At 50.2% G+C, this 20905-nt stretch carries 21 protein-coding genes; 18 read left to right on the top strand and 3 right to left on the bottom strand.

All coding sequences use genetic code 11. The annotated features are described in order from the left end of the window. Positions 1 to 16 precede the first annotated feature (16 nt). From H2508_RS11080 to H2508_RS11030, 11 genes are all read left to right on the top strand, one after another. Positions 17 to 838 carry a ParA family protein gene (locus H2508_RS11080; RefSeq protein WP_182173270.1) on the top strand — a complete coding sequence of 274 codons (822 nt, stop codon included), beginning with the start codon at positions 17 to 19 and terminating at the stop codon, positions 836 to 838. Next, on the top strand, positions 835 to 1737 hold the full coding sequence (locus H2508_RS11075) for a ParB/RepB/Spo0J family partition protein (RefSeq protein ID WP_182173267.1): 903 nt from the start codon (positions 835 to 837) through the stop codon (positions 1735 to 1737). The genes H2508_RS11080 and H2508_RS11075 overlap by 4 nt, the downstream gene beginning before the upstream one ends. Positions 1738 to 1989: 252 nt before the next feature. Continuing rightward, complete coding sequence (locus H2508_RS11070; RefSeq protein ID WP_182173264.1) at positions 1990 to 2394, top strand: ATP synthase subunit I; 405 nt, start codon at positions 1990 to 1992, stop codon at positions 2392 to 2394. 12 nt (positions 2395 to 2406) lie between these two features. Next, positions 2407 to 3285, top strand: a complete 879-nt coding sequence (atpB, locus tag H2508_RS11065) for a F0F1 ATP synthase subunit A (RefSeq protein WP_182173261.1) — start codon at positions 2407 to 2409, stop codon at positions 3283 to 3285. A gap of 47 nt (positions 3286 to 3332) precedes the next feature. After that, positions 3333 to 3572 (top strand): F0F1 ATP synthase subunit C, encoded by a 240-nt coding sequence (gene atpE, locus H2508_RS11060; protein ID WP_182173258.1) that lies wholly within the window; start codon positions 3333 to 3335, stop codon positions 3570 to 3572. 66 nt (positions 3573 to 3638) lie between these two features. Then, positions 3639 to 4109: a F0F1 ATP synthase subunit B gene (locus H2508_RS11055; protein ID WP_182173255.1), complete on the top strand. Its 471-nt coding sequence runs from the start codon at positions 3639 to 3641 to the stop codon at positions 4107 to 4109. A gap of 12 nt (positions 4110 to 4121) precedes the next feature. After that, a complete protein-coding gene (locus H2508_RS11050; protein WP_182173252.1) occupies positions 4122 to 4658 on the top strand; it encodes a F0F1 ATP synthase subunit delta in 537 nt (178 codons plus the stop codon). A 16-nt stretch (positions 4659 to 4674) separates the two neighbouring features. After that, positions 4675 to 6219 carry a F0F1 ATP synthase subunit alpha gene (gene atpA, locus H2508_RS11045; RefSeq protein WP_182173249.1) on the top strand — a complete coding sequence of 515 codons (1545 nt, stop codon included), beginning with the start codon at positions 4675 to 4677 and terminating at the stop codon, positions 6217 to 6219. A 16-nt stretch (positions 6220 to 6235) separates the two neighbouring features. Beyond that, positions 6236 to 7099 (top strand): F0F1 ATP synthase subunit gamma, encoded by an 864-nt coding sequence (gene atpG, locus H2508_RS11040; protein WP_182173246.1) that lies wholly within the window; start codon positions 6236 to 6238, stop codon positions 7097 to 7099. Positions 7100 to 7171: 72 nt separating this feature from the next. Then, positions 7172 to 8569 carry a F0F1 ATP synthase subunit beta gene (atpD, locus tag H2508_RS11035; RefSeq protein ID WP_182173243.1) on the top strand — a complete coding sequence of 466 codons (1398 nt, stop codon included), beginning with the start codon at positions 7172 to 7174 and terminating at the stop codon, positions 8567 to 8569. 22 nt (positions 8570 to 8591) lie between these two features. Continuing rightward, positions 8592 to 9020 carry a F0F1 ATP synthase subunit epsilon gene (locus H2508_RS11030; RefSeq protein ID WP_182173240.1) on the top strand — a complete coding sequence of 143 codons (429 nt, stop codon included), beginning with the start codon at positions 8592 to 8594 and terminating at the stop codon, positions 9018 to 9020. A gap of 170 nt (positions 9021 to 9190) precedes the next feature. Here the strand turns inward: H2508_RS11030 and H2508_RS11025 are convergent, their stop codons facing one another. Then, positions 9191 to 9940: a TrmB family transcriptional regulator gene (locus H2508_RS11025; protein WP_182173237.1), complete on the bottom strand. Its 750-nt coding sequence runs from the start codon at positions 9938 to 9940 to the stop codon at positions 9191 to 9193. A gap of 132 nt (positions 9941 to 10072) precedes the next feature. Here H2508_RS11025 and glmU point away from each other — a divergent pair, with 132 nt between their 5' ends. The 5 genes from glmU to H2508_RS11000 all read left to right on the top strand — a co-directional run bounded on the left by glmU (position 10073) and on the right by H2508_RS11000 (position 15790). Then, a complete protein-coding gene (glmU, locus tag H2508_RS11020) occupies positions 10073 to 11443 on the top strand; it encodes a bifunctional UDP-N-acetylglucosamine diphosphorylase/glucosamine-1-phosphate N-acetyltransferase GlmU (RefSeq protein WP_182173234.1) in 1371 nt (456 codons plus the stop codon). 1 nt (position 11444) lies between these two features. Next, a complete protein-coding gene (gene glmS / locus H2508_RS11015; RefSeq protein WP_182173231.1) occupies positions 11445 to 13274 on the top strand; it encodes a glutamine--fructose-6-phosphate transaminase (isomerizing) in 1830 nt (609 codons plus the stop codon). A gap of 101 nt (positions 13275 to 13375) precedes the next feature. After that, positions 13376 to 14122, top strand: coding sequence for an AraC family transcriptional regulator (locus H2508_RS11010; RefSeq protein WP_182173228.1), 747 nt, complete (start codon positions 13376 to 13378; stop codon positions 14120 to 14122). A 184-nt stretch (positions 14123 to 14306) separates the two neighbouring features. Next, entirely contained in the window at positions 14307 to 14639 is a 333-nt protein-coding gene (locus H2508_RS11005) for a tRNA-binding protein (RefSeq protein WP_182173225.1), read from the top strand. Positions 14640 to 14776: 137 nt separating this feature from the next. Then, entirely contained in the window at positions 14777 to 15790 is a 1014-nt protein-coding gene (locus H2508_RS11000) for a zinc-dependent alcohol dehydrogenase family protein (protein WP_182173222.1), read from the top strand. Positions 15791 to 15862: 72 nt separating this feature from the next. Here the strand turns inward: H2508_RS11000 and H2508_RS10995 are convergent, their stop codons facing one another. Further along, positions 15863 to 16570, bottom strand: a complete 708-nt coding sequence (locus tag H2508_RS10995) for a TetR/AcrR family transcriptional regulator (RefSeq protein ID WP_182173219.1) — start codon at positions 16568 to 16570, stop codon at positions 15863 to 15865. Positions 16571 to 16699: 129 nt separating this feature from the next. Next, a complete protein-coding gene (locus tag H2508_RS10990; RefSeq protein ID WP_182173216.1) occupies positions 16700 to 18988 on the bottom strand; it encodes a TonB-dependent receptor in 2289 nt (762 codons plus the stop codon). Positions 18989 to 19467: 479 nt separating this feature from the next. On the opposite strand from H2508_RS10990, the gene H2508_RS10985 reads away from it, so the two are divergent. Further along, the gene (locus H2508_RS10985) at positions 19468 to 20334 is read left to right on the top strand and encodes a TIGR03619 family F420-dependent LLM class oxidoreductase (RefSeq protein WP_182173213.1); all 867 of its coding nucleotides are present in this window, start codon (positions 19468 to 19470) and stop codon (positions 20332 to 20334) included. 70 nt (positions 20335 to 20404) lie between these two features. Continuing rightward, positions 20405 to 20896 (top strand): VOC family protein, encoded by a 492-nt coding sequence (locus H2508_RS10980; RefSeq protein WP_182173211.1) that lies wholly within the window; start codon positions 20405 to 20407, stop codon positions 20894 to 20896. The last annotated feature ends 9 nt before the right edge of the window (positions 20897 to 20905 follow it).

Below are 20905 nucleotides of genomic sequence, written 5' to 3'. Positions count from 1 at the left end.
ACCAGGGGCAAGTTTAGTGGTAAAAATAATAGCGATTGCGAATCAGAAAGGCGGCGTCGGTAAAACAACCACCAGCGTTAATCTCGCGGCATCGCTAGCAGCAATGAATAAGCGTGTTTTGCTGGTGGATTTAGACCCACAAGGCAATGCCACCATGGGCAGCGGCGTTGATAAGCACAACATCGAACGCAGTATCTACGATGTGCTAATTAACCAAGAATCGGTGTCAGCAGTGGCTATCGCTGTTTCGGAAAGTGGCTTTTCGGTGTTGCCCGCAAATGCCGACCTCACTGCTGCTGAAGTCGAGTTGCTGGATATAGATAATCGCGAACGGCGCTTAGCTACAGCTTTGGCTAAGGTAGCTAATAGCTATGATTTTATCTTAATTGACTGCCCCCCCTCACTGAACATGTTAACGCTCAACGCACTGGTTGCCGCGACCGGCGTTATTATTGCTATGCAGTGTGAATACTATGCACTTGAGGGTTTATCGGCTTTGCTCGATACCATTGCCAGCGTGCGCGAGGCAGTGAACCCAGATCTTGAGCTGCAGGGTATCCTTCGCACCATGTATGACCCGCGCAATAGTTTGACTAACCAAGTATCGAATCAATTACACCAACACTTTGGTGAAAAAGTATACCGCACGGTTATTCCGCGTAATGTGCGATTGGCAGAAGCGCCAAGTCACGGCCTGCCGGTTATGCATTACGATCGCTATTCCAGAGGTTCTAAGGCCTATATGGCTTTAGCAGGCGAAATTATTCGTCGTGAAGAGCAGCTGGCAAATTTAGATCAGGCTGCTCATTTAGTTGAGAAAAACGGTGAAACACAATGACGGCCAGAAAACGCGGACTCGGTCGAGGCTTAGATGCTTTACTTGGTGCTTCAGCGAGCGCCAAACAAGCAGTGACAGAAGCAGAGCAGAGTGCTTCGCTTGCTAGTGACGATTCTGAACGCCAACAGTTAAAAGTAATACCCGTAGACCGCATTCAGCGGGGTAAATATCAGCCGCGGCGTGATATGGACCCAGAGTCGCTGCAAGAATTGGCGGATAGCATCACTGCCCAGGGTGTTATGCAGCCGATCGTCGTGCGGCCAATATCAGATCGTAAGTTTGAAATTATTGCCGGTGAGCGCCGTTGGCGAGCCACCCAGTTGGCGGGGCTAGATAGCATTCCTGCTGTGGTGCGCGATGTTTCGGACGAGGCAGCCATCGCGATGGCGCTGATTGAGAATATTCAGCGCGAAGACTTAAGCCCGATGGAAGAGGCCATGGCCTTGCAGCGACTGCAGCAGGAGTTTGAACTCACTCAACAAGAAGTTGCAACTGCGGTCGGTAAGTCGCGCACTACCGTGACCAACTTATTGCGTTTGATGAGCTTGGAGGATGATGTTCGGGTACTGTTGGAGCGCGGTGATCTAGAAATGGGCCATGCTCGAGCACTCTTGGGCTTGAACGGTGCAGACCAATCGCAAGCTGGCCGCACAGTAGTGGGTAAGGGTTTATCAGTTCGCCAGACAGAAGCCCTAGTACGTCATATTTTAGCCAGCAAAGATCGTAAGCCCGCCGATAAAACAAGCATGGATCCAAATATCCGCCAGTTGCAGGATGATTTATCGGAGAAGCTCGGTGCTAAAGTGCAGATCCAGCACACTGCTAAAGGCCGCGGTAAACTAGTACTCAGTTATAGCAGCCTCGATGAATTGGACGGAATTCTCAGCCACATTAAATGATTGCCTTGAGCTCAAACCCGCTATCTAGTGCTGAAATAAATGCTTGCTACCAGATAGAGTATAAGCAAAGCTGTTGGCATGGGATCGCGCAGTATTTGCTGCGATCGTGTCCACAACTTGTGGAGTATCACCATGTCGATAGTCGGTTTGCGCGGTTGAACCCCATCCCTAATGACCCTATAATGCGCGCGCCCAAAAGGATGAAACAATCCTTGTGGCGCAAAGTGCAGGATGCGATGGTGTGGGCCTGAAATGAAGGGCGTAGCAAACATTGCTAAACCTCCAGTGTTCCGAATTACTCTGGCACAATTCATCGTGCTGCTGCCATTGAGTCTTTTACTTGGCGCATGGAACATCAATCTGGGATATTCTGCCCTCTGTGGTGGCTTAGTCGCCATATTGCCGCAAGCATATTTTGCGGCACAGACTTTTCGCTACAGTGGTGCTAGATCAGCGCGAGTAATCGCACGATCAAGCTATACTGGCGAAGTGGTCAAATTTCTGCTGAATGCAGTGGGCTTTGCCGCAATTTTTATCCTGCTGCAGCCCGTTTCAGGCGCAGCCGTGTTCGCCATGTATCTATTGATGATGGCAATACAAATAACTGGAAGTTGGTGGTTGCTACGGCGAGCATCAACAAAAAGTGTACTGACTTAAGAGTTGGATTAGATGGCAGGCGAAAACCAGACCGTTTCTGAATACATTGTCCACCACCTGACAAACATGACCTATGGTGAGCTCCCTGGCGGTTTTGAACGTCATGATGGCTCGATAATTAGTGAGGGTGGAGCCTGGGTTTTAGCTCGCAGTGGCGAAGAAGTCGCTGCCATGGGCTTCAACGCTATTCACGTTGACTCTATGCTGTGGTCGGTTGGCTTGGGCATACTGTTTTGCTGGTTCTTCCGCCGCATGGCCCTGAAAGCGAGCACTGATGTACCGACAGGCTGGTTAAACGCTGTAGAAGTGATTGTTAGCTTTGTCGATAACACGGTCCGCGATACCTTCCATGGCCACAATAAAATGATCGCCCCCTTGGCCCTGACGATTTTTGTCTGGGTGTTCTTGATGAACTTGATGGACTTGCTACCGGTGGATTTGATTCCCTACACCCTGTCTTTGATGGGTGTGGAATACCACAAGATTGTTGCCTCCACTGACCCCAACATTACCATGGGTATGGCCCTGGGCGTCTTCATCTTGATGTTGTACTACTCAATTAAAGTTAAGGGTTTTGGTTTTGCTAAGGAATTGAGCATGACCCCCTTCAATCACTGGCTGTTTATTCCAGTGAACCTGTTTATGGAAGTGGTTGGTCTGTTGGCTAAGCCCTTCTCTCTTGGCCTGCGTTTGTTTGGCAACATGTACGCTGGCGAGATGATTTTTATCCTGATTGCAGCCTTGTTTAGTGCTGGTCTGGTCTGGGCTATTCCCGCCGGATTGCTGCAGATGGCCTGGGCGATATTCCATATTCTGATTATCACCCTGCAAGCATTTATCTTCATGGTGTTGACCATTGTGTATCTCAGCATGGCCCACGAAGACCATTAATTTACCTTTAACTTTAACCTCTAGTTCGAAACGTTAGGAGAAAAATCATGGGATTAATTCTAGTTGCTGCCGCCATTATGATGGGCTTAGGTGGTCTGGGTGCTGCCATCGGTGTTGGTTTGCTGGGTGGCAAACTGATCGAAGGTTCTGCTCGTCAGCCTGAGCTGGCACCAAAACTGCAGGTAACCTTCTTCTTGGGCGCTGGCCTGGTAGACGCGATTCCCATCATCGGTGTAGGTATTGCTATGTACCTGATCTTCGTTGTGGCACCGGGCGTGGCAGTATAAGAAAGCAAACAGCAAGAATAGGGGCTGCATTAACGCGGCCCCCAAGTAAATTGCGAGGAGCACGGCGTGAATTTTAATCTTACGCTCATCGGACAGATGATCGCATTTGTCTGTTTTGTTGTTTTCTGTATGAAGTTTGTGTGGCCACCCTTGTTGGCCGCGATGCAGGAACGCGAAAAGAAAATTGCTGATGGCTTGGCTGCTGCCGACCGCGCCAATCACGATCTGGAATTGGCCAAGGAAAAGGCAGTCGAACGCCTCCGTGAAGCCAAGAATGAGGCGGCCGGCATTGTCGATTCAGCCAATAAGCGCGCGAGTCAGATAGTCGAGGAAGCTAAAGCAGCTGCCACCGTTGAGGCGGATCGTGTTAAAGCGGCTGCTCAAGCGGAGATTGAGCAGGAAACCAACCGTGCTAGAGAACAGTTGCGCGGCCAGGTTGCAGCCCTGTCATTGGCCGGAGCAGAAAAGGTATTGGGCAAAGCAATCGACCGACAAGCCCATTCCGAGTTGGTTGATAAGCTGGCTTCAGAGCTTTAAAGCGAGGATCCAATGGCTGAATTGAGCACACTGGCACGGCCCTACGCAAAGGCGGCTTTCGAGTATGCCCGAGAGCACAACGCTCTTGATGCGTGGGCACAGCAACTCGCCACAGCGGCGGCAGTCAGTGCTGCCGACGGTATGGAAGCAGTGCTGAACAACCCTGCCTTGACGAATGAACAGCAGGCTAAGACCCTGACTGATGTCTGTGGCGATACACTCGATGAGCCGGCGCGCAATTTTATTGCCATTCTGGCCAGTAATAAGCGCATTAGCTTGTTGCCTGAGATTTATTCGCAGTTTGCACTGTATAAAGCCAACCAGGAAAAATCGGTAGAGGTTGAAGTGATATCGGCCTTCGACATGGCTGATGATGTTCGCGATAAGCTGGCTGGCGCACTGGGCAAGAGACTTGAGCGTGACGTAAAGGTCACCACATCCACCGATGAAAATCTTCTGGGTGGCGTATTAATCAGGGCCGGCGATCTGGTGATCGACGGGTCCGTGCGCGGCAGGCTGAACAAGCTAGCCGAAGCAATGAATTTGTAGGATTGAGGAACAGAGCATGCAGCAACTGAATCCATCAGAAATTAGCGAGATTATCAAGCAGCGCATCGACCAGCTCGACGTGTCCTCTGAAGCTCGTAACGAAGGTACCGTAGTCTCAGTTAGTGACGGTATTATCCGTATCCACGGTCTCAATGACGTGATGTACGGCGAGATGATCGAATTTGACGGCGGTGTCTACGGTATGGCGCTGAACCTTGAGCGCGACTCAGTGGGTGCCGTTGTTCTGGGTGACTACAAGAGCTTGGCCGAAGGTCAATCTTGCCGCTGCACCGGCCGTATTCTGGAGGTACCGGTTGGTCCGGAACTGCAGGGTCGTGTGGTAGATGCGCTGGGTAATCCCATCGATGGTAAGGGCCCGGTCAACACTAAACTGACCGACGCACTGGAAAAAGTAGCGCCGGGTGTTATCGCCCGTCAATCGGTTGATCAGCCAGTACAAATTGGTATGAAGGCGATTGACTCGATGGTGCCAATCGGCCGCGGACAGCGCGAATTGATCATTGGTGACCGTCAGGTAGGTAAAACAGCGATTGCTGTTGATGCCATCATCAACCAGAAAGGTAGTGGCATTAAGTGTATCTACGTAGCCATTGGCCAGAAAGCTTCTTCAGTTGCTTCCGTAGTTCGTAAACTGGAAGAGCACGGCGCAATGGAGCACACCATTGTTGTTGCAGCGACTGCTGCTGATCCCGCTGCGATGCAGTACCTGGCACCTTTTGCGGGTTGTACCATGGGTGAGTACTACCGTGACCGCGGTGAAGATGCTCTGATCATTTACGATGACTTGACCAAGCAAGCTTGGGCATACCGTCAAATCTCACTGTTGTTGAAGCGTCCTCCCGGCCGTGAAGCTTATCCCGGTGACGTGTTCTACTTGCACTCTCGTTTACTAGAGCGTGCGGCACGTGTTAATGCCGATCACGTTGAAAAGATCACTAATGGTGAAGTTAAAGGTAAAACAGGCTCATTGACGGCGCTGCCAGTGATTGAAACTCAGGCGGGTGACGTATCAGCTTTCGTTCCGACCAACGTGATTTCTATTACCGATGGTCAGATCTTCTTGGAAGCGGATATGTTTAACGCGGGTATTCGCCCTGCGATGAACGCCGGTATCTCTGTATCGCGTGTTGGTGGTGCGGCGCAAACCAAGATCATGAAGAAGCTGTCCGGTGGTGTTCGTACCGCACTGGCACAGTATCGTGAGTTGGCTGCATTCTCCCAGTTTGCTTCCGATTTAGATGATGCTACTAAGGCACAGCTAGACCACGGTGAGCGCGTTACTGAGCTGATGAAGCAGAAACAGTATTCTCCCCAAAGTGTGGCGGAAATGGGTGTTACCCTGTTCGCTGCTAACGAGGGTTATTTAAACGACGTCGAAGTGAACAAGATCAGCGACTTTGAATCCGCTCTCTTGTCTTACATGCATGCTGAACACGGCGAGCTGATGAAGAGCATTGTCGAAACCGGCAAGTATGATGACGAAGTTGAGTCCACCTTTAAGGCGGCGCTTGAGAAATTCAAAGCCACCCAAACCTGGTAGGGCCGAGGACCACTAGATGGCAGTCGGAAAAGAAATACGGACCAAGATCTCGAGCATCCAGAGTACGCAGAAGATCACCAGCGCCATGGAAATGGTTGCGGCGAGTAAAATGCGTAAAGCTCAGGAGCGTATGCAGCGTGGTAAGCCCTACGCTCATCGTATGCGTGCAGTAGTTGGTCACATTGCCAATGCGGCGCCTGAATATCGCCATATGTATATGGTGGAGCGGGAAGTTAAGCGCGTTGGCTATATTGTGGTGTCTACCGATCGCGGACTTTGCGGCGGCCTAAACATTAACCTGTTTAAGTCCACCGTAAAATCGATGAAGCAGTGGGCTGATCAAGGCATCGAGATTGAGTTAAGTCTAATTGGTGCTAAGGCAGCTAGTTTCTTCGGTAGTCACGGCGGTAATGTTACAGCGGCGATACGCGATATCGGCGAAGAGCCTAGCCTGTCCGATTTGATCGGCGGTGTAAAAGCCATGCTAGATGCTTACGCAGATGGCCGAATCGATCGCTTGTTCTTGGTTAGCAATGAATTTGTTAACACCATGACGCAATCCCCAGAAGTGCAGCAATTGCTGCCTCTAGTGGCAGAAGACTCTAGTGACATGTCCCATCACTGGGATTACATCTACGAGCCCGACGCCAAGGAATTGCTGGAAGGACTGCTGACTCGTTATATCGAGTCTCAGGTCTACCAAGCCGTGGTAGAAAATGGTGCCTGTGAACAGGCCGCACGGATGCTGGCGATGAAGAACGCCACAGACAACGCCGGCGAATTAATCGATGACCTGCAGCTGATCTACAACAAGGCGCGGCAGGCTGCGATTACGCAAGAATTGTCAGAAATTGTCAGCGGTGCAGCTGCGATTAGCTAAAGCACTAACCAGATTCGGCAGGGCGCGATGCGCCTGCCAGCCAGAATTGATTATGAAACTGAGGATCCGAACATGAGCAGCGGACGAATCGTACAAATTATCGGAGCGGTAATCGACGTGGAATTTCCACGTGATTCCGTGCCGCGCGTTTACGATGCCCTGATAGTGACAGAGAAAGACCTGACCCTGGAAGTGCAGCAGCAGTTAGGTGATGGTGTAGTTCGTACCATTGCTATGGGTTCTTCCGAAGGTCTGAGCCGCGGCTTGGCTGTTAGCAATACTGGTGCGCCGATTTCTGTGCCAGTGGGTGTTGAAACCCTGGGCCGTATCATGGACGTATTGGGTAACCCAATTGATGAGCGTGGCCCAATTGGTGAAAAAGAGCGTGCCTCTATTCACCGTAAAGCTCCCACCTACGAGGAACTGGCAGCATCGGAAGAGCTGCTCGAAACAGGCATCAAGGTTATCGACTTGGTTTGCCCCTTCGCTAAGGGTGGTAAGGTTGGTCTGTTCGGTGGTGCCGGTGTCGGTAAGACCGTAAACATGATGGAACTGATTAACAACATCGCCACCGAGCACAGCGGTCTGTCCGTATTTGCCGGTGTGGGTGAGCGTACTCGTGAAGGTAACGACTTCTACTACGAGATGCAGGAATCCAATGTTGTAGATATCGAAAACCTAAGTAACTCTAAAGTAGCGATGGTTTACGGCCAGATGAACGAGCCGCCAGGTAACCGTCTGCGTGTAGCGTTGACCGGTTTGACCATGGCTGAGAAGTTCCGTGACGAAGGTCGTGACGTGTTGCTGTTTATCGACAACATCTACCGTTACACCCTAGCGGGAACCGAAGTATCGGCTCTCTTGGGTCGTATGCCTTCTGCGGTGGGTTACCAGCCAACACTGGCCGAGGAAATGGGTGTACTTCAGGAGCGTATTACGTCGACTAAAGTCGGATCTATTACCTCTATCCAAGCGGTATACGTACCAGCGGATGACTTGACTGACCCATCGCCAGCTACCACCTTTGCTCACCTCGACTCAACGGTAGTACTGAGCCGTGATATTGCTTCTAAAGGTATTTACCCTGCGGTAGATCCTCTGGATTCGACTTCACGTCAGCTGGACCCGCTGATCATTGGTAACGAGCACTATGAAGTTGCCCGTGGTGTGCAGACGGTACTGCAGCGCTACAAAGAGCTGAAAGATATTATTGCCATCCTCGGTATGGATGAGCTGTCTGAAGAAGACAAGCAAACCGTAAACCGAGCACGTAAAATTGAACGCTTCCTGTCACAGCCTTTCCACGTGGCGGAAGTATTTACCGGCTCACCGGGTAAGTATGTTTCTTTGAAAGATACTATCGCAGGCTTTAACGGTATCTTGGCGGGCGAGTATGACCACCTGCCAGAGCAGGCGTTCTATATGGTTGGCAGCATCGACGAAGCTGTTGAGAAAGCCAAGAACCTGTAATACCGGGACGAGGGCCCCATAAATGGCTATGACAATTCATTGCGACATCGTCAGTGCGGAAGAAGAAATCTACTCTGGTTTGGTAGAGCTCTTGGTCGCCACCGGTGAAATGGGCGAGCTCGGTATTAACTACGGGCACGCCCCCTTGTTGACGGCACTGAAGCCGGGTCCTGTGCGTATTGTGACCCAGAACGGTGAAGAGCAAGTGTATTACGTCTCTGGTGGTTTTCTAGAAGTACAGCCAGGGGTGGTTTCAATTCTGGCCGACACCGCGCTGCGCGCCGACGACGTCGACGAAGCCGCTGCGGAAGAAGCACGTAAAGAAGCTGAGCAGGCACTGGCCAACCAGTCAGGAGATTTCGATTACGGTCGAGCTTCCTCACAATTGGCGGAAGCTGCCGCTCAACTGGCGACCCTTCGCAAGATGAGAAACCGCGCAGGTCGCGGTTAATCACAGAGAACTTTTTCTGCTCTATCTTCGACTGAGTGATCCCTGGGCACAGGGATCACTCTAGTCTTCAAGCATCCCTTCTCTCAATCACAAGCTATCCAAAGAGCCCAATGTCAGGAACTAGCCTTAGACAGTGGGGCGCTTTTTCACAGTATTTAATGATTTGAGGCCTAAATTAAGCCCCACAAAGTATCAAACAGTAGCTGCTGAGTGTAGGCAATTGCTGCGGAGTCGATAATCACTACCACCGGGTAGTTTTGCGCGGCCAGGCTGATCATGGCGACTTTAGGTGGATAGATGGCAATGTAAGAGGCATCAGAAGCTGTACCAGCAGGTAGCCATTTACGTTCAGCTAATTCTGCTTCATCACCGCCCTCTCCCATCGCTAATACCCGTACTTTAATGCCCCGTTTAATGCGTTCTCGAGTAAAGTTCGGGAAGGGACGGTAGAGGTGCTCACGCAGTGATTTGGTGGAAATTACCGAGTAGCCTCGCTCGGGATCTTTAGCCGTGCTTTCCAGTAGATCGCGCAGGACTAACTCAATGCCATCATCTCCTTCATAGAAGCGCACGTTGCCAGGGCTGAGGGGACTTTGCGTTTGTTTGAGGCTTGGGATGATCTCGCTGCGCAATTGATCGACAGCCTGCTTAAGAGCTTGCTGCTTGCTCTCGGCAAGGTTTAGTAAGCGGTCTGGGTCTTCGGCTTGAAATACCCGGCGTTTGCCTTTTGGAAAATAGCTCACCACACCTTTTGTAGCTAATTGCTTCAGTGTTTCGTAGGTACTGCCGCGATTGATGCCCGATTCAGCGGCTATATCGCGGATTGAAGCCGGTCCTAACTTTAGCAGTGCTAAGTAGGTTTTTACTTGGCGCTCATCTAGGTCAAGATGGCGCAGTGCTGCTATTGCTTTTGTTGTCATTTATTCTATGACAATTACTGTTGTGTTGAGAAATGTGAACACTAATATGTGCCCCCCCTAATTCAATATGTCAAAATTATAGTGACAGTAAGCTGTATGGTAGCAGTGGCTGCGGCCAAGGAAACCCTTAACATGAATCTCGAAGTAATTATTTTAGCTGCTGGCCAAGGCAGCCGTATGCAATCCGATTTACCTAAAGTATTGCACCAGGTAGCAGGGAAAGCGATGCTGAGCCATGTACTCGATACTGCTACTGGCCTCGGTGCTTCGCAATTGCATGTGGTGGTCGGTCACGGCTCTGAGCAGGTGCAGGAAGCGCTGGCAGACAGAGAGGTAAATTGGGTACTGCAGGAGCAGCAGCTCGGCACAGGACACGCGGTTCTTCAGGCCCTGCCCCAGGTGGCTGAAGACGCAGTGGTGCTAGTACTGTATGGCGATGTGCCTTTAATCACGGTCGATAGCTTGAAACCACTAGTGGCCGCAGCAAGGTCTGGACCGGCTTTGTTAACAGCAGTGCTGCCTGATGCGACTGGCTATGGACGGGTGGTTCGAAATGCCGCTGGAGATTTGCAGGCAGTAGTAGAAGACCGCGATGCCAGCGCTGAACAGCGCCTTATCTGTGAGATTAATACCGGCGTGTTAGCTGCACCAGCAAGTTTCCTGCGCGATTTTCTGCCGCGAGTGCGCAATGAGAATAGCCAGAATGAATACTACCTTCCGGATGTGCTCTCTATGCAGGTAGAGGCTGGCGCTAAGGTGGCTACTTGTGAATCACAGACAGCCGTAGAAATTGAAGGTGTCAATAACCGCTTGCAGCTCAGTCGTGTAGAGCGGGAGTTCCAGCAGCGACTCGCACAGCAACTCTTGCTTCAAGGTGTGGGCATTGCTGACCCAGCACGGCTGGATGTGCGCGGTTCACTGCGCTGTGGGCGCAATGTATTTATCGATGTGAATGTGGTGATTGAGGGTGATGTGGTGTTGGGTGATAACGTCAGCATCGGCCCTAACTGCGTAATAATCGATTCAGTCATCGAAGCAGGCAGTACGATTCATGCCATGAGTCACCTACAAGAAGCCAAGATCGGCAGTGATTGTAATGTTGGCCCCTATGCGCGTTTGCGTAGCGGCACAGACTTATCGACTGGCGCCAAAGTGGGTAATTTCGTGGAAACGAAAAAAGCTAAAATCGGCCAGGGCAGTAAAGTAAATCACCTCTCCTATATTGGCGATTGCAACATGGGCGCAGGGGTGAACGTGGGTGCCGGAACCATCACCTGCAATTACGATGGCGTCAATAAATACCAAACAGAGCTAGGCGATGGGGTTTTTATTGGTTCAAACTCGACCTTAGTCGCGCCATTAACCGTCCAGGCACAAGGCTTCGTAGCGGCTGGATCGACCATTACTAAAACAGTAGAGGAAGACGAGCTCGCGGTGGGACGCGGTCGACAGCGCAATATTCAGGGTTGGCAGCGCCCACAAGCTAACAAAGGACAGTCATAATATGTGTGGAATTGTAGCGGTAACAGCCCGGCGCGAAGTGTCGGAAATTTTGCTAGAGGGCCTGCGTCGATTAGAGTACCGCGGCTATGATTCCTCGGGTATGGCACTGATTGATAATGAAAAACGCCTGCTGCTACACAAGCAGTTAGGTAAGGTGGCGGAACTGGAAAAAGCCCAAGCGATGTCACCGCATTACGGTTGCGTGGGTATTGCTCATACACGCTGGGCAACCCACGGAAAGCCTTCGGCAGCGAATGCCCATCCACACACCTCGAGCGATCGTATTGCCTTGGTACACAACGGCATTATTGAAAACCATGCCAGTCTGCGTAAACAGTTAGCCGAGCAGGGCTATGTATTTTACTCCCAGACAGATACCGAAGTGATAGTGCATTTGCTGCACTCTAAGCTTGAGCAAGGTTTGAGTCTGAGCGATGCTTTGCGTGAGACGGTTGCTCAGTTAGAGGGTGCCTACGCATTAGCGGCAGTCGATAAAGAATCGCCAGATGAGGTGGTAGCGGCACGGGCTGGCAGTCCTCTAGTGGTCGGCGTGGGTATTGGTGAAAATTTTCTAGCCTCCGATCAGCTCGCTTTGCGTCAGGTCACTGACCGCTTCATCTTCCTGGAAGAAGGTGATTTGGTGAGAATGACCGCCATGACACTGGAGATCTGGGATCAATCAGGCAATGTGGTTGAGCGCCCGCGCAGAGATGTAGCAGAAGCTGTTGAAAGCGTAGACTTAGGTCAGTTTGAGCACTATATGCTCAAGGAAATCTACGAGCAGCCAAAGGCCCTAGCGGATACTTTCAAAATTGCCGACGAAACAGAACTTAGCGATGAGCGCTTCGGTGCAGAAGCTGCGGCAGTTTTTGATCAAGTTAAATCAGTGCAAATTGTTGCCTGCGGTACCAGTTTTCATGCAGGCTTGGTGGCGCGTTATTGGCTGGAAGAGCTGGCGGGTATTCCCTGTGAGGTAGAGGTGGCTTCCGAATTTCGCTATCGCAAGCGCGCTCCGCAGCCTGGCACCCTGTTAGTGACAGTATCCCAATCTGGTGAAACAGCCGATTCCTTGGCAGCTCTGCGGGGGCAAAAGGATGGTGAGTTTATCGCCAGTTTGGTAATAGCCAATGTCGATCACAGCTCTCTGGTGCGAGAATCCGATCTGGTTTTTCTTACACGGGCTGGTGCTGAGGTCGGTGTTGCGTCGACTAAGGCATTCACCACTCAGCTCGTCGCTTTCTTGATGTTGACCTTGCTACTTGGGCGTCGTCACGGAATGAGCGAGCAAGATCAGGACAAGATCACTGATGCTTTGCACGCTTTGCCGAGCCATGTTGAGCAAACCTTAGCTCTGGACGCATCGATTAAGAAACTGTCCGAGCACTTTATTCAAAAACAGCACGCACTGTTTTTAGGTCGCGGTATTCAATACCCCATTGCGATGGAGGGTGCTCTGAAGCTCAAAGAAATCTCCTACATTCACGCCGAGGCCTATCCCGCGGGTGAGTTGAAGCACGGCCCACTGGCCTTAGTCGATGCAGATATGCCAGTGGTCGCGGTAGCACCGGGTGATGAGCTCTTAGAAAAACTCAAATCCAACCTAGAGGAAGTGCGCTCTCGCGGCGGCGAACTCTATGTTTTCGCCGACAAAAAAGCGGGGTTTGTCGATGAGCCTCTGTTACATGTACTGCAAATGCCCAGCTGTCCAGAAATGCTCAAGCCGGTGATTTACACCGTGGCGCTGCAACTACTGGCTTATCATGTAGCTGTACAAAAAGGCACGGATGTCGATAAACCTCGAAACTTAGCTAAGTCGGTCACGGTGGAGTAAGTCGTTGTACATCTTTGGGTAGCGATGACTGCGAGTACAATGAGTAAGCACTAGAGGCTGTCATAAAGTCGGGCGATTCTTTTCAGGAATCTAAGGAATGTATGGATACATCCGAGCTTAAGCTCGACCTGAGAAGCTATGGTGATGAAAGGACACATCACTCCCATACTCATCACCAACTGGTGTTGCCTCTGCAAGGTAAGCTTTCGCTGGTCGTAGAGCAAACAGAGGGCGCTGTTGAGGGGAACTGGGCCGCTACAATTCCATCTGGCAGTCTTCATGGCTATTTCGCAAGCGATGAAAATCGATTCCTGGTAGCTGATGTACCAGAGGCTCTTAGCCCTGCATTTGAGCGACTCCCTTGCTTTGTTGAGCTGGATTCAGCATTACTTCATTTTATCCAGTTTCTGCATGCTCAATTGGCAAAGGGAGCTAGCTCATCTCGCACAAAATATCAGATGTTGCTACTGTTGATTCAACTTCTACAGGAACACCACGGTGACAAACTGAAGCTGGACCGAAGGGTATCGGCAGCGAAACAATTCATTGACGATAACTTTCGCAAGAAAATCACTACTGCTGAACTCGCGACGGTTGCCCACTTGAGCGCTAGGCAGCTTAACGAGTTGTTTCGCACTCAGGTGGGTATGACACCACACCAATATCTGATCGATCTACGCATGCAGGAGTCTTGGCGCTTACTGGAACAGTCGGAGCTCAATATCCAGCGAATTGCTGATGCTGTTGGATACGCTTCACTATCGTCTTTCAGTGATCGTTTTGCGCGCCACTTCGGAAAATCACCCAGTTATTTTCGCCGAAAATCGAAAGGACTCTGCCGTCATTAGAAAGCAGACGACTCCCGACTGATCATAAACTTCCTCTTCCATAGCTGATGAGCTGCTTATTTTCAGGGGGATAAGTCATGGCAACATTCACTAGCTTGGTACTCTGTCTTGTAGCACTGTGCGCATCTCGCTGCCCGAAGCTGAAGGCGCTGATTAATTAATCTTTGTTTTGGAGCAAGTGAATATGATTACTTGGGATGACTTTGAAAAGGTAGAACTAAGGGTTGGTACGATCATCGAGGTAGAGGACTTTCCTGAAGCACGAAAGCCTGCCTACAAGTTAAAAGTAGATTTCGGCGCAGAAATTGGCGTTCGTAAATCCAGCGCACAAATCACCGAGCTATATGACAAGGAAACACTTAAAGGCAAACAGGTGCTAGCTGTTACCAATTTTCCTCCCAAACAGATCGGTCCATTTATGTCTGAATGCTTGGTTACCGGAGTGCAAACTGAGGCGGGTGCTGTAGCATTACTAAGGCCAGATATTCCGGTTGAAAATGGTAAGCGGCTGTATTGAACATCGGCAGATTGCTGAGCCCATGGAGTTGGCGTTTGAGACAGCACAAGCCTTGCTGGGCTTGAATAAGCACTAGCTGATAAAATTTTAAGTAAAGCTTAGTTGGCCGGTCTATTAAATAAAGTAGAGGAATCATTATGAAAGCAGCTATTCTTCGGGCCCCAGGTGGACTGGATCAATTGGAGATCAGTGATCTGCCCGATCCCGGTGCACCTGGACCGGGACAGATACGTGTGGCAATACATGCCAGCTCCCTAAATTACCACGACCTATTGGTCGCTAATGGCAGTATCCCTACCGCTGATGGGCGGGTTTTGATGTCTGACGGTGCAGGCGTAGTCGAGGCTGTTGGTGAAGGGGTGACTGAGTTCGCCGTTGGCGATAGTGTGGTGTCTGGTTTTTTCCCGCAATGGCAGGATGGTTTAGCCTTTTCTGCTGTGGGCAATTTCCGCGGAACACCAGGTGATGGAGTCGATGGCTATGCTGCTGAGTATGTTGTGTGCTCAGCCAACAACTTTAGCCATGCGCCTTCGGGTTGGAGCCATTGTGAAGCGGCGACTATCACTACAGCTGGCCTGACCGCTTGGCGTGCACTGGTCGTTGAGGGCGGGCTTAAGGCCGGTGATAGCGTGCTTTTGCTTGGCACAGGCGGAGTATCCATTGCGGCCTTGCAGATTGCTAGAGCTATGGGTGCGCGTGTCATCGTTACCTCTTCCTCTGACAAGAAACTTGAAAGGGCTCGGTCTCTTGGTGCCAACGATACTATTAACTATCGGACTACTCCGGACTGGGGCAAGGAAGTCCTCGCATTGACCAATGGGCGAGGTGTTGACCACGTTGTTGAGGTGGGTGGACCTGGTACCCTCGCTCAGTCCTTGCAGGCTGTTCGCGTTGGCGGCTTGGTCGCATTGATTGGTGTATTGACTGGGCGCGGTGGCCAAGTTCCCACTTCTTTGTTGATGGCTAAACAAGTTCGTTTGCAAGGCTTAGTTGTCGGCAGCCGTCGCCAGCAGCAGGAATACATTGCTGCGCTGGAGCAAAATAATCTTCGCCCGGTGATTGACCAAAGTTTCCCTCTGGATCAGTTAGCGGAAGCTTTCCGCTTGCAGGAAAGTGGCGGCCACTTTGGAAAAATCGTGGTTGAGTGGTGATAGGAGTGGACCCTAATTGTAGGGTCCACTGCTGTATTTCGCTGCACACAAGGCTCGGAGAAGCTGATTGGGCTACTCGCTAGCGGGTTGATTCGAGCTGCTCACTGGGGCAGACAGCAGTGCGAGAATGCCATCTTCTAGTGTGCGAAGGAAAAGCTCGGTGTTCACCACTTGCTCGCTTGTGTTAACGCTTTTACGCATCTTGGTATGATCTGAAAGGCCGTGAAATAACAACACTGCAGCGAGCATGGTGCGTTGTTTTAGTATGGCCTCTGGCAAACCAAGTGGTGCCATAGCGTCGTGGAGTGCTTTGCTGAGTCGATCTGGACGCGGTAGGTTTAGCGGCATAGGGCCCATATTTTGAGCCGATGCCGTGTGCAAGGCCACAAGTTGGGCGTTGATGCGGATAAAGTCTTCGCCGCCATCTTTATCCAATAACTTTTCAGCGACTGGGTAAATAAAGGCGCGTACGACTTCACTGAGCTGCAAGTTCTCCGAGTGTTCTAGCTGGTCTAGCATAGTGTGGCGCCGCGCTGCGATGCCGGGAACATGCTTGTCCATAACCGCCTGTAGCAACATTTCTTTATCACCAAAATGGTATTGGCATACCGCTGCATTACGCTGTCCAGCGGCTTTGCCAATCTCATTGAGTGTCACGCCATCGATACCTTTTTCAGCAAATAGACGTTCGGCAACGGAAATTATTTTGGCGCGGGTTGCAGCACTACGGGTGCTAATTCGTTTTGAGCTGGCCTTCTTAAGTGAGCTAGTGCTCGACATAACTTGTAACCTATCTGTAATAAAAGTGGAGCAGCCTAACTATCGCTGACCCGAGAAAGTAACTCCTTATTATATAGACATAAAAAAAAGCTGGGTGCCTACTCTGTGGCACCCAGCTTACTTGGAACGTTAAAATTGGTAACTGAGATCTACGCCATAGGTTCTAGGGTCGCCAAAATAACTCGCGGTCCATAAACCGAAGGGGATGGTGTTGACGCGGTAGTCCTCGTTAGTCAGGTTTTTGCCCCAGATAGACAACTGCAGGTTTTGTCCCTCACTGCTGAGAGGAATCTCAGCAAGGCTTAAGCGTGCATTAAGCAGTTCATAACTAGCTGTCTTGGATACCCGGTTTTGATCAGGATTTACGTAGGGAACATAGCTGCCTTGGTAGCTCCAATCGAGGCGTGCCGTGACTTCACCCCAAGCAAAAGAGCCCATAAAGTACTCTAAGCTAGCGCTGGTATTATTTCGCGCGGCATAAGGGAAGTCCCGTTCTTTTTTGAAGTCAGTGAGCTGGTTAGTGGCTGGGTCAACCTCCAAGAATTCATCGTACTTTGGATCTAGGTGGCCATAGTTCAGACTGATAGTGAGGTTGTCGCTAGGACGGGCGAGCAGTTCTAACTCGAGTCCGCGGATGGTGGCTTCACCCGCATTGTCCACAGTGGACACAGCAGTAGCTCCCCCTTGGAACACACTAAATTGCATTTCTTCCAGATCGTTTTGGAATATTGCAGCGTTAATTTGCAAACGGTTATCAAGCCAACGGGACTTGATGCCTAGCTCATAAGAGGTGACTTCTTCAGGGTCATAGGACTGATAAAAAGATTCTTGTGTTGCTGCTTCGCCATTAAAACCACCGGATTTCCAGCCGTTGGCAATTTTTCCATATATATTGGTGTCATCGTTTAATTCCCAGCTCGCAGTAAATGATGGAGACACGTTGGTCCATGACTTATCTGCTTCGGTGTAGGGAAGAACAGGTGAGGAATCGGGGTGGTAGATGTACTGCTCTTTTTCTTCTTTAGTCCAGCGCAAGCCCAAGCTAAGGGTTAGACGGTCATTAAACAGGGCAGCTTCAGGCCGCCAATCGACGTTGGCAAAGGCCGCTACTGTTTTATTCTCCATGCCAAATTCACTATTAGTGGTAGGGAAACCATAAATAGGCATAAAGCTATTGATGTTTAATACATCGCCTTCTTCACTAAAGTAATACAGACCCAGTACATAATCTGTGCGTTCGGTTTGACCCACTATTTGGAACTCTTGAGAGAACTGGTCGTAGGTGATGTCTCTGCCTGAATGGAAAAAATCCAGTGGCGAGCCATCGATATCGATGCGATCTGAAAAATCGAGTTTGCGGTAGGCGGTGATAGATTTTGCTGTCACCTCACCGAATGTAGCAAGCTCACCGAGATTCCAGTCAAGGTGTAAGGCATGACCGCGAGTTTCAGAGTCTTCATAAAAAGACTTGTCGTTGCTGATCGCGCGGGCGCGTTTTTTATCACTGCTTAGGTAGTCGCTTAAGACGCCATCAACGGGTAAAAACACGCCGCCACCGATATCGAGGCCAGAGCCCGCCGGTACATCAGTGAGTTGCGCAGCAGTAGGTGTGGCCTTGGTATCACTGTGGTCGTAGCTGTAGTGGAGGTCAACATCAGAGCCTTCCCAAAGTAAGGAGAGACGAGCAACCTTACTGTCTTTAGACTTAAACTCTTTGCTAGAACGGGGGTTGGCTAAAGGGTTAACAAAGGGGTCAGGCTGGTTCTTGGTAAAGCCGTCTCGCTCTTGTTGAAATGCAGAAATGTTGGCGCTTAGGCTGCCACCTGCCAAGTCCACAGCAGGTGTATCGATGCTGGCTGACACTGAGTACATATCAAAGTTACCAGCGGAGGCCTTTAGTTTTCCACCAAACTCGCCACTGGGTTTGCGAGTAATCATGTTAACCGCCCCACCAATGGTGTTTTTACCGTAGAGAGTGCCTTGAGGGCCGCGCAAAACTTCGACGCGCTCAAGCTCGACGATATCAAAAATACTGCCGATATTTTTGCCAATGAATACACCGTCTAGGTACATCCCGACCGGTGATTCCCAGGTGATAGTTGGGTTGAATGTCACGGAACCGCGAATGGCAATAGTCGCCTGGGTGCCACCACTGGGTGATTCAACAACTTGGACGTTAGGCGTAAAGGGGCCTATGTCAGAAATATCGCTAATACCTTGTTGCTCGATCGCAGATGCGTCAAATACAGAGGTGGCAATAGGCACTTCTTGCAGTGATTGAGCACGTTTTTGCGCGGTAACCACTACCTCTTCAAGTGCGGCGCCTTGAGCCAAGGCTGTAGATGCTGCAAGGATATTGGCTGCCGCAAATGTAGAAACAAGTCGGCGCTTTCTAAACACAGGCGTCTTTATTGTCATCGAAGTGAGTCCTTTTAAACTTATGGATTATTGAATGTTATTGCATTGCTTATTTGAATTGGTCCGCTGTGCCAAAGTATTTCGATAAGAGCAGCACTTGTCCTAGCCGTACATGCCTGCCCGCATAGCTCGCTTTCTTATTAGCTATAAATACCGAAAATCGGGCTCAAAATTGATACAGATAGCTAGAGCACTAAGTGCAGATACAGTGGATTGCTGGCGGCTTGTTGTTGCTGGCCAAGGGCTTTGTTTTTATTCCTCGAAAAGCAAATAATAATTAATGAGTTGTCATTGAATCAGTCTTGGGTTAGCTTTTCAATCTATTGTGATAAGCATTTCTATACCATAAAACATGATATATATAAGCATACCGCTTGCTTATTAATTAAAACCTAATAGACAAATAGTATTTCAAATAGTAATTCTTGTGGGCAATCTAGGCTTTTAGTACAGAGTGTTGTTACAACACAGAGGTGTTTATGAAGTTCTGGCAGTCGGTTTCTTGGATGGAAGCAGAGCAATTGGTTCCCGTTGCAGCTTTTGCTGAGGAGATGGGTTTTGAAGGAGTGCTAAACGCTGATCATGCGGTGTTCCCGGAGCAAGTGGAGGCGCGCTATCCCTACTCTGAAGACGGCAAACCACCGATGACAGCCGACTCGCCCTATCCGGATTGCTGGGTCAGCATAGCGTTTATGGCAGCGGCTACCACACGTTTAAAGTTTTCTACCTCGGTCTATGTCTTGCCACTGCGCAACCCTTTCGAAGTTGCTAAGGCTGCCGGCTCCCTATCCATTTTCAGTGGCAATCGTTTTGCGCTTGGTATTGGCGCCGGTTGGATGAAAGATGAGTTTGATATCTATGGTGTTGAGTTCCGTGAACGCGGTAAGCGCATGGACGATATGATTGATGTGATGCACAAACTCTGGGATGGCGGTATGGTTGAGCACCATGGGCCATTTTATGATTTTCCCCGACTTCAGATTGAGCCTGCGCCAGAACAGCGGGTACCTATCTATGTTGGAGGGGGCAATTTGGCGGCACTAAAGCGCGCCACCTTACGCGGTGACGGCTGGATTGGTGCTGGTAATAGTGCTGATGAGGTGCCCGGAATTATGTCTACCATTCAGCAGCTGCGCAAAGAAGCTGGGAGAGAGAAAGAAGCATTTGAGACTATCGTCGGCCTGAATGAGCCGCTAAAACTAGACACACTAAAGCGCCTGCATGATCAGGGTATGAGCGCAGGTGTCAGTCTGCCATTTTACTTTACGCTGGGTAAAACCTCGTCACTGGACGATAAAAAACGCGCTATGGAGCAATTTGCCAAGCAGTTTATTAATCACTTTTAGTTTGTTGGGCTAATTAGCCCAGGATGTTCGCATCCCTTAGCACAAGGGACTATTTAATAAGGAGAAAGCGATGCATAAGGAAACAGTAGAGCGTTTGGGATTACCTCCCATAGACCAAATAGGCTTTGTGGTAAAGGATTTAGAAGAGTGGACACGTCGTTACGATGCGGTATTTGGCCCTTTTGTACTGATGGAGGAGTCAGTGGTAAGCGACGCCACCTTTCGTGGTAAGCAAGCCGATACCTCATTAAAGCTGGCCTTTGGCAGCAGTGGTGACATGGAGATTGAGTTCATTGAGTGCTGCAGTGGCGAAGGCCCACACAGCGAGTTCATCCAGTCAGGCCGAGAAGGCTTACATCACTTGCGTTTTCGGGTTGATGATACCGATCACTGGATAGAGAAACTGCGCAGCGCCGGCTATGAGCCAATCTGGTATAAAAGATGGAACAAGGACACCGTTTTCGCTTACTTAGAAAACCCAGATGATCCGGTTATTTTAGAGTTGTTACAGATGCCTGCAGAGTCCGATGGGCGCAGCAAAATCGAGCAGGATACTGACTAAGCAGTGTTT

Source organism: Sediminihaliea albiluteola (assembly GCF_014077625.1).
Taxonomy (GTDB): Bacteria; Pseudomonadota; Gammaproteobacteria; order Pseudomonadales; family Halieaceae; genus Sediminihaliea; species Sediminihaliea albiluteola.
This window is presented reverse-complemented; position numbering and strand designations above follow the sequence as displayed.